Raw genomic sequence first — 14,985 nt, forward strand, 5'->3', positions numbered from 1 at the left:
TGAACAATAAATTACAAACGCGGGCGATGCAGTCCGCTATGTCCGTCTGTGCGGCATACGGCGAACTTTGACAAGCCGGAGAGAAGACTCGTGCGAGCGAATCTCGAGCGTCTCGGAAAAAGCGGTATTTGATTCCTGATCGGCTGACGTTACTTTCCAAGCATCGGCAGCTTCTGCCGTCCGCCAGCGCGTGATGACCGAAATCTCGTCGCCTACCGATTTCTTCTCCGACTGCAGCAGCTCCATCCCGAGGAAGCCCGGCATGGCAGGCAAGTCGTCCCGGGCGCTCCAATACGCGATCATCCGATCTCCTTCGCCGCTTGCGACACAGTACGTATCGGTCGCCACGATGACCGCTTCCTCCTCGCCGACCGGCTCTGGCAGCGGGACGATCAGCGGATAGGGCTCGCCGAAGCGCACCTCGGCCTCGATCTCGTAGACGTCGCGGAGAAAAGCGGACGTAATGACGCTGCTCGGCACGCCGCGGGCAGCAATGCTGCCCGCCTTGAGCGCGATCAGCTCGTCGCAGAAGGCCGCCGCCTGCTGCAGATCGTGCAGCACCATTACAATTGTCAGTCCAGCCTCCCGGTTAAGCTTCTTCAGCACCCGCATCAGCTCAAGTTGATGCGCGATATCCAGGTAAGTCGTGGGCTCGTCGAGCAGCAGAATGCCCGTCTTCTGCGCGAGCGCCATCGCGATCAGCGCCTTCTGTCGTTCGCCGCCGGACAATGTATGGACCATGCGGTCTTCGTAGCTTCGCATGCTCATCTGCCGGAGCGCCCAGTCGATCTCCCGCTCGTCGTCTTCGCCGAGCCGCTGCCTGAAGCGGCCGAGCCGCGGCGTCCGTCCGAAAGCGACCAGCTCGCGCACGGTCAGCTCGGGCAGCGCCTCGCGCGACTGCGGCAGCATCGCCAGCGTCGTCGCGAACGCTTGCCGCGTATAGTCTGCGGCCGGCCGTCCATTGACGATGACCGTGCCGCCGTCCGGCTTCAACAAACCGGCGATCAGGTGCAGCAGCGTAGACTTGCCTGAGCCGTTCGGGCCGATGATCGCCGTCACTTTGCCTTCCAGCACGGCGGCATCCACTTCAAGCTGACAATACGGCCCCGCTTCGAAACGAAGCGCCTTCGTCTCGATAGCCTTCATCGCACCCCGCTCCTTTTACGCAGCAAATAGAGAAAAAACGGCGCGCCGATGCAGGCGAGCAAAATGCCGACCGGCATCTCCGCCGGATCGAACCAGGTGCGGGCGATCGTATCCGCGATGACGACCAGCGCGCCGCCGCCGGCGATCGATACCGGCATCAGATAACGGTAATCGTCGCCAATGAGCAGACGGACCGCATGCGGCACGACGAGACCGACGAAACCGACGAGTCCGGCCACGCTGACGGCCGTGCCGGCGAGCAGCGCCGCAAGCGCCAGCAGCAGCAGACGCTGCAGCTCGACCCGCTGGCCGAGCAGTCTGGCGGTCTTGTCGCCCAGCATGAGCACGTTGGCCGGCTTGATCGCAGGCACGGTCAGCGCGAGGCCCGCGAGCGCATAAGGCAGCATGAAGGACAGATGATGCCAGCTGCGGCCGTTCAGTCCGCCGGCCAGCCAAGGGATGACCGCCTGGATCCGGTCGCTGTGCACGACCATGATGCCGTTCATGACCGCGCCGAGCAGCGCGCTCACCGCGACGCCCGCCAGCACGATCTTGATCGGCGAGGCGCCGTTGTCCCACGATAGCGAATAAATGAGCAGCGCCGCGACCAGCGATCCGGCGAATGCCGCCGGGGGCAGCAAATAGCTGAGCTGCGGCAGCAGGACGAGCGTCACGACCGCCGCCAGGCCGCCGCCGGCGGAGACGCCGATGATGCCGGGATCGGCGAGCGGATTGCGCATGATCCCCTGCAGCAGCGCGCCCGAAGCCGCCAGACAGGCGCCGACGAGCACGCCGACGAGTACGCGCGGCAGCCGGACGTCCATGAGAATTACATCGTATTGCGAGTGAGATCCGCCCGTCAGAATACTGAAAATATCCCGCAGCGAAATCGGCACCGAACCTACCGCCAGTCCGAATACGGTGCCGGCGATCAGCAATAGCGGCGCCAGCGGCACGACGATCCGCCTTCTGCGCGTCCGGTCGGCCTTGCTCATGACGCGCCGCCTTGGCCTGCGGTGTTTTCGTCTGACAACTCAGCGGCATAGGCGTACAGCTTGTGGCGCAGCAGCTCCAGCGCCTCGACGACGCGCGTGCCGGGATTCGTGCCGAACAACTCGGCCGGCAGCACCTCCACGCGGCCGGCACGCACGGCGGCAACGTTGTTCCAGGCCTCGTTTTTGCGCATCTCGGCGACGAAGCTGTCCGCCACTTCCTCCGGATTGCCGTGCGTCATGATAAAAATGACTTCGGGGTCGGAATCGACGATCCGCTCCGCATTCAGCTGCGCGTACTGCGGATAGCTCTGCAGCCGCGGGTAATCCGACGCGATGTTGTAGCCGCCCGCCGCCTCGAGCAGATTGCCTCCGAGCGAGGTGGGCAGCGCCGCCATGAACGTGCCGGGCGCGCCGTAAACAAGCAGCGCCCGAGGCCGGCCGGCTTCGGCCTCCGAGGCGAGCGCGGTCCGCTTCTCCTCGATGCCGGCGATCAGCTCGTCGGCCCGCGACGAGCGCTCGAGCAGCTGCCCGATGAGCGCGATCTGCCGCTCGATCTCTTCGATGGAGTTGGCGCTGGTCAGCACCATCTTCGCGCCGATGCCCTCGAGCGTCGGAATATCCTTGACGTTCATCGGGTCGTTGCCGAGCACGACGTCCGGATGAAGCAGCGCGATGCGCTCCAGATCGACCTCGTGCGCCGTGCCGATGCGGGCCGCTTGCTCCGCGCCCTCGTACGGGAGCGGCACTTCCGAATCCGGACGCCCCGCGACCTGGCCCCCGAGCGCGTAGACGATATCCGTCTCGCCGTTGCCCAGCGTCACGATGCGCTGCGGCACGCCGCCAAGCGCGACCTCTCGCCCGGCAAAGTCCGTGACGACCAGCTTCCCCTGGCCGGCGCCTGCTTCCGTCTTCGCCTGCTGCGGCTGTCCGCCGCAGCCTGCAAGCACGAGCGGAATTGCCAGGAAGAACGCCGACCAAGCGGCTCGCCGCCGCGGACCGCGTACTCTTGCCATGCTTAACGTTTCTGAAGCCGACTGCTTCTCCACCACCATACGCCTCCTGCTGCAAATACCACGATCAAGGCCGCCAATCCAATAATGAGTCCGTTACTCTCTTTTTTCGCCGAAGCCAGCGGCTGCGCGCCGGTGGCCTCTCCTGCCGCCGTCTCGGCGCTAGCTCCTGCTTGTGCCGAAACGGCAGCAGAATCACCCGCATCCGCTGCTGCGGCGTCCGCGTCTTCGACGTCAGCCGCTTGCGCAGACACGCCGGCAGACGGCTCTGCCAACGGCGATTCCGCGTCGCTATCGCTGCCCGACGCCGTGCCTGCCGATGCGGACGGCTCTGCCGGCGACGCCTGTTCGCCGCCGCTTACGGCATTCGCTTCCTGCGATGCGCTTGCCGTCGCTGCCGCGCTCGCCTGCGGCTTCGCTGTCGCTGCCTCGCTTGACTGCGGCTTCGCTGTCGCTGCCTCGCTCGCCTGCGGCTTCGCCGTCGCTGCCACGCTCGCTTGCGGCTTCGCCGTCGCTGCCGCGCTCGCCTGCGGCTTCGCCGTCGCTGCCGCGCTGGCCTGCGGCATCGCCGTCGCTGCCGCGCTCGCCTGCGGCTTCGCCGTCGCTGCCGCGCTGGCCTGCGGCTTCGGCTTCGCCGTCGCAGCCGGCGTCGACGCAGCCGGCTTGCCGGCCCCCTCCTTCACTAATTTCAGCGAATCCGCCTTAAAATCGAACCGGATCGTATAGTCATGGTCATAGTCGATGTCCGGCACCGTTACGTGAATCTTGGACAGCATCGGCGACGACGGCAGCTCGGACACCGCGAAGACGACCTTCCTGGTGTCCGCCTTCGCGTCTTTGCTCAAAATGCGCGTATTGATGTAGCCGCCGCCGCTGCCCGGCACTTTGAACGCAGTCACCCACTGGCTGTGATTGATCGTCATTTGAATTTGAACGTTGCCGTTGTCGATGACGACGGTGGCCGGCTTTTCCCAATAATCGTTGGCCATCGACACCGAATCGTTTTCCGCCTGGAGAATCTGATAGTCTATCGTATAAGCGCCGTCCGCCTGCGCCGCTTGCGCGATATCTCCCGAGAACGGCAAGCTGAGCGTGAGCAGGAGCGCGACGACCCATATCCAGGCTGCTTTCTTTTTCATCCTCGATTTCAATTTAAAGCCCCCTCTATCGTTTGCCGGCGTTCGCCCGAATCGGCATGGCCCGCGCGCAGCGGCACGATGTACATGCCCGCTTCTTCATCGCGCCGAACCAGCGCTTCCACGCCGTAGATGTCCTTGATCGTTTGCGCCGTCACGGCCTGCTCGGGAGGTCCCTGCAGCGCGACGCGTCCTTCTTTCATGGCGATGATCCGGTCACAATAGCGTACTGCCTGATTCATGTCGTGCAGCACGACGACGATGGTCAACCCATGGTCGACGTTTAATCCGCGGATCAGCTCCATCAGCTCGATTTGATAATACATATCCAGGTATGTCGTCGGTTCGTCCAGCAGCAGCACCTGGGTCTTCTGCGCGAGCGCCATCGCGATCCATACGCGCTGCCGCTCGCCGCCGGACAACTCGCCGATGCGCTGCTTGCGCTTCGCGTTCAGGCCGGTGCAGGCGATCGCCCACGCCACCGCCTCGTCGTCCTCCGCATCGCGCTGCCCGAGCAGCTTGCGGTGAGGCAGACGGCCATAGGCGACGATTCGCTCGACCGTAAGGTCCGCGGGCGCGCCGTTGTGCTGATGCACGGCTGCCAGCTTGCGCGCTAGCTCACGCGGCTTATAGGCGGCCAGCGCCTTGCCGTCGAGCACGGCCGTGCCGCTCTGCGGCGCGATGCTGCGGGCCATAATGCCGAGCAGCGTCGACTTGCCGCTGCCGTTGGGACCGATGATGCCGGTCATCCGTCCGGCGTCGATCGTCGCCGTCACTTCCTTCAGCTGATCCGTCTTGCGGTCGTACGAGTACTTGATCCGGTCAAGCTCCATAGGCGCGATCACTCTTTCTCAGCATAAAAATCAAAAAGGGGCCGCCGATGACGGTCATAATAATCGAAGCGGGAATCTCGGTAGGCGCCAGTACGGTGCGTCCGAGCGTATCGGCGGTCAGAATCAGCAGGGCGCCGGACAGCATGGAAAACGGAATGAGGGCCCGGTGATCCGATCCGACCAGCAGCCGCGCGATATGCGGAATAAGCAAGCCGACGAAAACGATCAGCCCGCCGACGGCCGTCGCCACCGAGGCGAGCAGCACCGCGATCGCGGAGATGATCAGTCTCGCGCGCACGACGCGGAAGCCGAGATTGCCCGCCGTCCGGTCGTTAAGCGCCAGCGTATTGCACCAGCCGCATACGAGCAGCGCCAGCACGAGCCCGATCGAGCCGTACACGCCCAGAATGCGCACGTCCTCCCACGTTTTCATCGTAAAAATCGAGCTCACGGCCTGGTTGACCGACGTGACGGCGTAGCTGCCCCGGTAATTAAACGATTGACCGAGGCCGGTGAACGTGGCATTGATCGCGACGCCGACCAGAATGAGCCGCATCGGATTGAGTCCCGAGCTCCACGACAGCGCATAGACGAGCACGCAGGCCAGCGCGCCGCCGAGGAAGGAAAAGAAGGGCATCCAAAAAAACAAATTCGGGAAAATCGTCACCATCGCCAGCGACACGACGCCGGCGCCAGACGAGATGCCGATGACGCCGGCGTCGGCGAGCGGATTGCGCATGACCGCCTGCAGCAGCACGCCGGATACCGCGAGCGCCGCGCCCGTAAAGATCGATACGAAAATACGCGGCAGGCGCAAATCGCGAATGACATTGACGTTCTCGTTATCCCCGCGCGCGAGCCCCTGCACAAGCTCGAAAAATCCGACCTTGATGCTGCCCAGCATCATGGAAGCCGCGGCGGCCGCGATCAACAGAACGGTAACGATGGCAAAGTATAGCGTCTTTTTCGGCATGATCGATTTCCTCTTTCCTTTCAAGAACGGCGATTACGGATAGAGCCTCGTGTACAGCGCCTCCAGCGCTTCGTTCGCCGCGATGTTGCCGGTCGTGCCGAACAGCTCCTCCTCGAGGTCGTATACGCGCCCGTTTTGCACGGCCTTGAAGTGCTTCCAGATGTCGTTTTTCTTGAACTCCTCGTCGAACATCTTGACCACCTCCGCCGGCATGCCGTGCGCCGCGCGCAGGATGACGTCGGGATTCGCCTGCTGCAAATATTCCGTGTTGGAGGCCAGGTATTCCACCTTTTCCCCTTGCACGATATTGACCCCGCCAAGCAGCCGTACGAGATCTCCGATGTACGAATGCTCCGTCGCCACCAGATAACTGCCCGGGACGCCCAGCAGGATCAGCACCGACGGCTTCCCCTTGCCGGCCGCTTCCCCCTGGAGCTTCGCCAGCGTATCGTTGTAGCTGTTCGCCAGCTCTTCGGCTTCCGCTTCGCGCCCGAACTTGGTCCCAAGTCCCCGGATCTCCTTCTGCATGCTGGACAGGCTGGTCAGATTCAGGAAGGAAGCGTTCAAGCCGATCTGCTTAAAAGTGGGCTCAAGGTCATATTGAAGCGTCGTGACCGACAGCACGTCTGTCGGGCGAAGCGACTTGACCAGCTCCATGTCCGGACTCATCGGATTGCCGACCTTGGTTACATTGGCATATCGCTCGGGCAGCGTTTTGGCGCTCGTCGGGATGCCGACCAGATCGACGCCGAGCGCATCCAGCATTTGCGTCACGGCCACCGTCGTCGAGACGATCCGGTAGACGGGCGCCTCCGCGCTCGCAGACGCGCCTGCATCTTCGGAGCCGCTTGCGGACACGCTTGCATACGCGCTCGCGGCAAGGTTTGCGGACGCGTCCGATTGCGCCGCGTTCGCGCCGCCGCAGCCAGCCAGCAGTACCATCCAGACCAGCAGCATTGCGATGCCGGCCATTCCACGTTTCGTAGCGTTCATAATTCCTCCCGAATAAAACACGGCAGAGGACGCCGTCAAGGGTCCTCTGTCCGTTGCGATGAGTGAATGCGCGCGACTGCATGCCTGCATCGATCGGCCGTCGCGGTGAAGCCGGTCGCTTTATGATTTAGCCGCTTCGCTCTCCGTCTTGGCGCCGGCTGCTGCCGCTTCCGTCTTCGCCTTCGCGTCCGTCTCTGCCTTCGCTCCCGTCTCCGCTTTCGCCTTCGCGTTCGCCTCTGCGTAGTCCAGCGCCCGCAGCGCGAGCGTGATCGCCTCGGCTCTCGTCGCCGGCGACTTCGCGCCGAAGAGATTGTTGCTGCCGCCCTGGATCAGGCCGAGCTTGACCGCAGCCGCCACATAAGGGCGGGCGTAAGCCGGGATTTGCGATGCATCCGCGAACGCAAGCGATGCATTCGTTTCAGGCGCGATGCCGAGCGCCCTGACGATCATGACGGCGAGCTCGGGCCGGCTGATCTCCTTCGCCGGACGGAACGTGCCGTCCTCAAAGCCGCCGATGATGCCGGACGCGACCGCCTGCTTGATGAACGACTGCGCCCACGGCCGGATATCGGCCGCATCCTTGAAGCTCAGCTCGGCCTCATCGCCTTGCAGATCCAGCGCTCTGCCGAGCATTACCGCGAACTCGACGCGGCTGATCGCGGCGTTCGGCCGGAAGTTGCCGTCCGAGTAGCCGTTGACGATGCCCAGCTTGACCGCCCTGCTGATCGAAGCCGCGGCCCAGTGCTTCGCCGTATCGAAGAACTCTGCGCCCGGATTTTCATCCGTGCCGCCGGAGTTGCCGCCTCCGTTTGCGTTGCCGCCGCCAGTCCCGGATTGTTCGTCTTCTCCATCCGGGTTCGGTCGCGGAGTCACCGAGCCGAAGCCCTCTCCGCTCCATTCGGCTACCTTCGTGTAACTGCCAAGTCTGATTTGCACGTCATACTGATGGAAGTAATTCACCTCTGGCCAATCAATCTTGACCCACCCATTTTGCAGGGCTGTCAGATCGCTCGCCGGGAAACGTACCCATCTCGTATTGCCCGCGGCATCGCTCGACACGGTCTCCGCCGAAGATCCGTTCACCGTAAAACTAGTAATCTCCTTGCTCTGCTTCAGCCAGATATATACGTACTTCGTGCCGTTCTCCACGAGCAGCCGACCCGGGTGAGCGACATACTCGTCCATAACCGACGTCTCTTGCGTCCCATGCTTCAGAATGGTGAAGCTGATCTGGTACTTTCCATCCGTCAATTCAGTTCCTGTGCCCGGATTGCCGCCGGATCCATGAACAGCCGACCGGAACGTCTTGATCGCATCGTCCAGCTTCTGCACGGCGGCATCGCTCAGCGCCTGCGTGCCGGCAAGCCGAGTCGCTTCCTTGCCGGCCGCTGCGACGGCTTGCTCCAGCGTCGTCTTCGCGCTTGCCGGATATTGGCCGGCTGCGGTGCCGACGACTGCGGCAGCGAGCTCGCTCTTCGCGGCTGCAACCTTGGCGGCGAGCGCCTTGTTGTCGACGTCGCTCCAGTTGAGCCGCACATCGTACGCCGTGCTGTCCGCCACGATCTGGACGGCCGTCAGCGCAGCCGGATCCGATATTGCGATCTTGACACGTCGCGTATCGTTAGACGCATCGGCGCCCGTCTGCTCGGCATCGACGAAGGCAGCGCCGTTTTTAAAGCGTACCGCCGTCACCTTCGAGCTGTTTTTAATGGTGAATTCGGCATAAGAGACGCCCGATACCGTCGTAATATCGGCCTTGCCGTCCAGATAGGCGGCGACCGGAGAGAAATCGTCCCGAGCGGCGTCGGCAGCCGTAAAGGAAGTCGCGTAAGCCGCGCTTTGCAGGAAATCTACGACCGCATCTTCAAGCGCGCCGTCTGCGCTCACAATGTTTTTATAGATGGAAGCCAGGTTGTCGCCGGTTGCTCTTGCTTCCGTAATGGCCGCCTGCAGCGCATCTCGCGCCGCCTTATCCTGCTTGTACGCGCCGCCGCTGCTTGCTGCTTTGTCGTGCAGCACCTGCGCTGCCGCGATACGGGTTTGCAGGCCGTTCAATTCCTTATAGTTGTAGCTGATATACACCGCGCGTTCTTGGCCGCCGACGAAATAGCGGAGATACGAAATACCGTCGCTGTTCGGATACGAATGCGATTGAAGCTGAAATACCGTGTTGCTGTAATCCGCGAACGACAACAGCTTGACCGCTTTGAAATAGTCCGCGTATTCGTCGTAAGTCGGCATCGTGTAGCCGGTGTTAGCGGCCACCGACATATATGCCGCGCCGGCGACGGAGAGCTTCATCGGCACGTTCGCGTATTTCGTGCTATCCACGCCGTTATAAAGTTGATAGGCCACGCCGGCGAATTCGGAAGCATATTCCGACTGCGCCGTGGCGGACGTCGGGTTGTCCAGGACGTAAATCGGCAGCGGCTCCGGATTGAGTCGGTAAAAATAATCGGTATACAGTGTCAGCCTGCTGTTCAACGTCTTGACCCGGGAGGCTACCGTCGTATCCGTCGCGGTGACCGTGTCCAAAGTCGTTTTCGCGCTCGTCAGCGCGCTGGCGATCATCGATTGCGCGTCCTTGTGGTATTCGCCTGCTGCGACGACGGGAATGCGGTAGGTGTCCACATCGTTGTCCGGGTCGGCATCCCCGTTGAGGGCCGCGCGCGACGCCGCGTCCGCAGTGCCTACGATGCCCGCAGCCTGCACTTTGTCGAACAGCGCCTGCACCTTGGCGATCGCTTCCCGAAGCTCGGTTTTGTCGGCTTGCTTGACGGAAGCCTTGAAAGTGTCGATCGCGTTGGTCAGATCGACGTAAGCCGATGAAATCTCGGCGGGGCTCGCGCTCGGGTTGTTTGCTTTATCCTGGGCCGTTCCGATCTGGAGATGGAACAGCGCCTTGGAGTTGGACGGATACTGGCCGTAGGCATCGCCGACGACCGCATTGCCGTATACGGCCTGCGCCGCCGAAATCTGCGCGTTCAACTGCTCGAGCGTGTACGAGGGCGACTCGCCTCCGGGCTCCCCGCCCGTTTCCGTCGGCAGCCCCGCGGCGTCGAATTTCAACTGGGCGTTGTACCAGTTGTCGTAATTGATGCCGGGAACGACGATATGCATCAATACGTCGACGCTATCCGCCCCTTGCTCCAGCTCGGCGGACACTTCCGGCTGTCCGCCCGACGAGCGGCTGAACGGCTGGTAGCCTTCCATGCCGGTCACGACATTGCCGGAGATCGTCGCTTTAGGATGTCCTGTCTTGCGATAAGCGAGATAGACGATCCAATCTGCGCTCGTACTCGGTACCTTATGGTAGAAAGTCGTTTTTCCGTTGCTCACGACCAGCCGGCCGGAATGTTCGACCCACATGAATTCATTGGCGGCCGATGTCGCGGTCGTTCCGTCCTTTAAGTACTTATAAGGCACACCGGTATATTCCCCGTCCTTAACCGTCACCGTGCTGCCTGCAGCCGTTCCCAGCTGCGGGAGACTGAGCAGCAGCAGCGCCGCCAGGGCGACCAGCGCCCACTTTCTGATCCGCGTTTTCAACTGTACGATCTCCTGTCTTTTTGAATTTTCAGGGGAAATTCCCCGCATCAGCGCTATTTAACGTGCCGGCTTGGAAGCGAGCGTCCGATCCCGGATCTGGGTCGGCCGTTTACGTCCGAGCCGGAGCGCGTTGATTTCGATGTTCGGTCCAGCTTTCTCTCTCTCTCCATGGTCCGTTCCAGTTCGAGCCTCAATCATTAGAGGACCGGTACGACGCCCCATGGAAACGGGAGGTCGTACCGGCGTGTGGTTGGTGAGGAATGCTTCGGTACATTCGTTCGTCGTTCAGAACATTAAAGCCAATGCACTTCCAGGTCATACCAGGTATCATGAACCGTGATCGGGCCGATCGCGACGACCACATGCAGCGAGAGATCGAAGTTCGCGGCGTCGGAGCCCGGCAGGACGAACGTCGTCAAGCCGGTCGTCGCGTTATAAGAACCGTTGTAAGAAGTCGAGCCGATCTTGATCTGCGGGAAGTAGTTGCCGCCTTGCAGCTTCAGCGTGACCGTACCTGCCGTGTCGTCGATCGACGCGTCGCCCGCAATGTAGCCGCTCGAGTGTTCGTGGTACTCGCCGTCGTAGTAGAACTCATAGGCATGCGTGTGCGTCGCGGCGAAGGCCGGAACGACCATAACCAGCGCGAACACCATCATCAGCAGGAAAGATACCGAACGTTTCATTGTTTTTGTCATCATTTGCACGCTCCTTTAAAAGTTTGGATGATTGCTTTTGCTTTGTTGTTGCGAACCTGGACGACGTTGCGGCAGCGGCGAGTTTGAGGCATCCCTCCCGGTCATCATTTATGATAATGATTATCATTATCATTTACGAGTTTCATACTAACCCGACAAAATCCAATCTGTCAATCTGTTTTTAGTGATAATTTTGAATTAATGTTTTAATTTCCCTATTAGACATACTTTCTCACACTAGTGCTAGCCTATATTCGAATTATGAATGGACCATGAACAGGAAATTACAAATTTGGCGAACGCATCAACCTCCTCCGCTCACAATCCGGGTATCGTCACCCGAAAAGTCGTTCCTTCCCCGATGCGGCTGAACGCCTGAATCGTCCCTCCATGCCGGTGGACGATGGCCTGCACGATCGATAGTCCCAGTCCCGTACCGCCCGAGAAGCGGGTGCGGGATCCGTCGCCCCGATAGAAGCGGTCGTAAATATGCGGCAGCTGCTCCTCGGGTATGCCGTCGCCGGTATCGGACACCTCCACGACGCAGGCTCCGCTCTCCTCTCGCGCCCGAACCGAGATTGACCGTTCGTCCGGAATATGACGGATCGCGTTGAACAGCAGGTTCGTCCACACTTGGAGAAGCAGCGCCTCGTCGCCGCAGATCGTAAGGCTTGGCGGCACCGACAGCTTGACCGACAGCTGCTTCTCCGACAGCTGCCACTGCATCAGCCTCAGCGCATGCTGAAGCTGCCTTCTCAACGGATGCTCCCGCTTGTCCAGAGGTTCGCCGTCGGCATGGTCGAGCGTAGACAGCAGCAGCAGCTGACGGCTCATCTCCGCCAGTCTCCGCGCCTCCTGCCCGATGACGTCCGCGTATTCGATGCGCGTCGCATCGTCCAGCTCAGGCTGCTGCAAAATATCCGCGAACCCCTGGATCGAGGAGAGCGGCGTATGGATCTCGTGCGAGACGTTGGCTACGAAATCCCGCTTGGCGAGGTCCGATCGCGCAAGTTCCCGGCTCATCGTCTCGAAGTGCCGCGCCAATTGGCCGATCTCGTCTCTTCGGTTCGTGTTGAGCCGAATCTTGTATTCGCCCTGCGCGATGCGCTTGGTCGCTTCGGTGAGCTGCGTGATCGGCTGCACCAGGTAGCGCGTGCTGAGCAGGAAGCTCGGAATGCTGAACGCGACCGTAAACATGAAAATAAGCGCGAAAAAGACACGCAGCTCGCCGAACTGCAGACGGACGTCGGGCCGCAAAAACATGGCGTAGTTCTCCCCGGAGATTTGCAGCGGGACGCCGACGGTGTTGCGCAAGCCGTTCTCGAAGTATCCCGTCAAAAACGGCGAATCGGGATAGTGCGCGATGCCGTGATAGACGTCCCCCGCCAGCACCCGATCGCGCACGTCCGCGGCCAGGTTCTTTTTGCGAAAGGCATGTCCGAAATAAAACTCGCGTCTCGTGCGATCGGTCAAATAGATCTGATAACCGAGCGAAGCCGCGTTGCGCATGTAATCGCCGACCGCTTCCGGGTATTGCTCGGCGAACGTCCGCGCGTCCTCCGCAATGGCGATCAATTTGGCATCATGCAGCGGCTTGAGCTTCCAATGATAATAAGCGTTCGAAACGTAAAATCCGAGCAGGCTGCTCAGTGCCACCGTGTACAAAATAATGACAAAGACGCGGAAATACAGCGACCTCATGAGCCGGCTGCCTCGATCTTGTAGCCGATCCCGCGAACCGTATGGATGGAAAAATGCCGCTCGCTGCCGACGAACCGTTTGCGCAAGCGCTTGATATGTACGTCTACCGTCCGTTCGTCGCCCACGTAGTCCTGTCCCCATACGAGCCGGATCAGATCGTCGCGGGAAAAAAGACGGCCGGGATACTGCGCCATCTGGGCCAGCAGCTCGAACTCCTTGAGCGGCAAGACGATGACGCTGTCCCCGTCGATGACCTCGTAATTTTGCAGGTCGACGATAAGTTCGCCCAGCCTGAGCTTGCCGCTCGACGGAATCAGATAACGGCGAAAGAGCGCTTTGACCCGGAACAGCAGCTCTTGCAGCTCGTAAGGCTTGGTCATGTAGTCGTCCGTGCCGCTAAGGAAAGCCCGCTCCTTGTCCGCCAACTGATCTCTCGCCGTGAGCATGATAATCGGAATATCGTAGCTGTCGCGGATATGCTCGCACAAGGTCCAGCCGTCGACCTTGGGCATCATGACGTCGACGATCGCCAGATCGATCGGCTGCTCCTTGAGCACCTCGATCGCCTGCTCACCGTCCTGCGCCTCGATCACGCGATAGCCCTGTCGCGTCATGAAGTGATTCAGCAGCGACCGATGGTGAATGTCGTCGTCCGTAACCAGCAATTGCTTCATGCGCCCGTTTTCACCCGCCCGCAGTCGTATATGTTAACGGTCATGCCTCAAACGCCTCTTTCCTTCCAATATATGAGATTCATTCTCATTTTAACGATATTGATTATCATTATCAATGTATAATGAACAATTTGCCGGCTTACTTCAGATTAGGTGGGCAATGTGAACATCGTATGAATGCGAGATTACAAAAATAGAAGCAGGCAAGCTGCCTGCTTCATCTCGATTGCGGCCATGGACACAGCTTCTGGTACAAGTCGGCCCGCATCCCCGATTATGAAATCCTGTTCCAATCGGCAAAAAAATCGGACAGAAAATGATAGAACAGCTGCTCCGTCGGCAGCAGCTTGCGTAGCGTCGGGGAGATCACGCCTACGGTGCGCGTCACCTGGGGGTCTATCAATGGCAGCTTCACCGTCGACTGCGGGATGATGTCCACCAAAGTGACCTCCGGCATGAGCGCCACGCCGAGACCCGCGGAGACAAGCCCCTTCAACGCATCGATATCGTCGCCCTCGAACGCGATGTGCGGCACGATGCCGATCTCGCGGCATGCATTCAGCACGATCTCGCGAAAAATCGTTCCCTCCGGCAAGGTGACGAACGGATCGTCCTTCAGCTCCGACAGCCGTATGCCGGGCTGGCGGGCAAGCCGGTGGTGGATCGGCAGCAGGGCGACGATTTTTTCGGTGAACAAAAGTTTGGAGCGAATCTTTTTTTCCTCCGCCGGCAGCGGCGCGATTAAGGCAAGATTGGATTCGCCGTGAACGACGCCTTCGATCAGGTCGCGGTAGAGCGCTTGCCTCATCTGAAACTTGGCTTCCGGGTACCGCTGGCGAAACGCGTAAATGGCCGTCGGCATCACGTGAGCGGCCAGGCTGATCGGAAACGCGATCCGAATCGTACCTTTCTCCGGCTCCAGATGCTCCTTCACCTCGCGCTTTGCCTCGCCGATCATATTCATAATTTGCTCTACGCGAGCCAGAAACAGCTTTCCGTTCGGGGTGAGCTTGACTCTTCTCCCCTCGCGAATGAACAGGTCTACCCCGAGCTCGCTCTCGAGCTGTTGTAATTGCCTGCTCACCGAAGACTGCGCGACATGCAGCGCATTGGCTGCGTCCGTGACATGCTCGCGCTTCGCGACTTCCATAAAATATCGCATTTGCCTGATTTCCAGGACGAATCGCCTCTCCTTCATGCTCAAAACGCATCAACTTCATCGGAACTGAATATTGGAGCGATCAACAACTTCGATCATAATATTAAACTACGATCTATAA

Annotated in this window: 12 protein-coding genes; all 12 read right to left on the reverse strand. The window is 60.6% G+C overall.

The window, feature by feature from the left end; genetic code table 11:
* Positions 1 to 36 precede the first annotated feature (36 nt).
* On the reverse strand, positions 37 to 1,146 hold the full coding sequence (locus tag KB449_RS18480) for an ATP-binding cassette domain-containing protein (RefSeq protein ID WP_282909779.1): 1,110 nt from the start codon (positions 1,144 to 1,146) through the stop codon (positions 37 to 39).
* Positions 1,143 to 2,141 (reverse strand): FecCD family ABC transporter permease, encoded by a 999-nt coding sequence (locus tag KB449_RS18485; RefSeq protein WP_282909780.1) that lies wholly within the window; start codon positions 2,139 to 2,141, stop codon positions 1,143 to 1,145. Before KB449_RS18485 ends, KB449_RS18480 begins: the two co-directional genes overlap by 4 nt.
* On the reverse strand, positions 2,138 to 3,154 hold the full coding sequence (locus KB449_RS18490; RefSeq protein WP_282912849.1) for an ABC transporter substrate-binding protein: 1,017 nt from the start codon (positions 3,152 to 3,154) through the stop codon (positions 2,138 to 2,140). The genes KB449_RS18485 and KB449_RS18490 overlap by 4 nt, the downstream gene beginning before the upstream one ends.
* A 2-nt stretch (positions 3,155 to 3,156) precedes the next feature.
* Positions 3,157 to 4,302, reverse strand: coding sequence for a heme uptake protein IsdC (gene isdC, locus KB449_RS18495; RefSeq protein ID WP_282909781.1), 1,146 nt, complete (start codon positions 4,300 to 4,302; stop codon positions 3,157 to 3,159).
* Positions 4,299 to 5,120 (reverse strand): ABC transporter ATP-binding protein, encoded by an 822-nt coding sequence (locus KB449_RS18500; RefSeq protein ID WP_282909782.1) that lies wholly within the window; start codon positions 5,118 to 5,120, stop codon positions 4,299 to 4,301. The genes isdC and KB449_RS18500 overlap by 4 nt, the downstream gene beginning before the upstream one ends.
* The gene (locus tag KB449_RS18505) at positions 5,110 to 6,093 is read right to left on the reverse strand and encodes a FecCD family ABC transporter permease (protein WP_282909783.1); all 984 of its coding nucleotides are present in this window, start codon (positions 6,091 to 6,093) and stop codon (positions 5,110 to 5,112) included. The genes KB449_RS18500 and KB449_RS18505 overlap by 11 nt, the downstream gene beginning before the upstream one ends.
* Before the next feature lie 33 nt (positions 6,094 to 6,126).
* Complete coding sequence (gene isdE / locus KB449_RS18510; protein ID WP_434082559.1) at positions 6,127 to 7,065, reverse strand: heme ABC transporter substrate-binding protein IsdE; 939 nt, start codon at positions 7,063 to 7,065, stop codon at positions 6,127 to 6,129.
* Between the two features lie 141 nt (positions 7,066 to 7,206).
* Entirely contained in the window at positions 7,207 to 10,635 is a 3,429-nt protein-coding gene (locus KB449_RS18515) for an NEAT domain-containing protein (RefSeq protein ID WP_282909785.1), read from the reverse strand.
* A gap of 293 nt (positions 10,636 to 10,928) precedes the next feature.
* The gene (locus KB449_RS18520; protein WP_282909786.1) at positions 10,929 to 11,330 is read right to left on the reverse strand and encodes a hypothetical protein; all 402 of its coding nucleotides are present in this window, start codon (positions 11,328 to 11,330) and stop codon (positions 10,929 to 10,931) included.
* A gap of 318 nt (positions 11,331 to 11,648) precedes the next feature.
* Positions 11,649 to 13,031: a sensor histidine kinase gene (locus tag KB449_RS18525; RefSeq protein WP_282909787.1), complete on the reverse strand. Its 1,383-nt coding sequence runs from the start codon at positions 13,029 to 13,031 to the stop codon at positions 11,649 to 11,651.
* Entirely contained in the window at positions 13,028 to 13,705 is a 678-nt protein-coding gene (locus KB449_RS18530) for a response regulator transcription factor (protein WP_282909788.1), read from the reverse strand. Before KB449_RS18530 ends, KB449_RS18525 begins: the two co-directional genes overlap by 4 nt.
* A 274-nt stretch (positions 13,706 to 13,979) precedes the next feature.
* On the reverse strand, positions 13,980 to 14,882 hold the full coding sequence (gene gltC / locus KB449_RS18535; RefSeq protein WP_282912850.1) for a glutamate biosynthesis transcriptional regulator GltC: 903 nt from the start codon (positions 14,880 to 14,882) through the stop codon (positions 13,980 to 13,982).
* Between the last annotated feature and the right edge of the window lie 103 nt (positions 14,883 to 14,985).

Origin of the sequence: Cohnella hashimotonis (genome assembly GCF_030014955.1) — a bacterium.
GTDB lineage: Bacteria > Bacillota > Bacilli > Paenibacillales > Paenibacillaceae > Cohnella > Cohnella hashimotonis.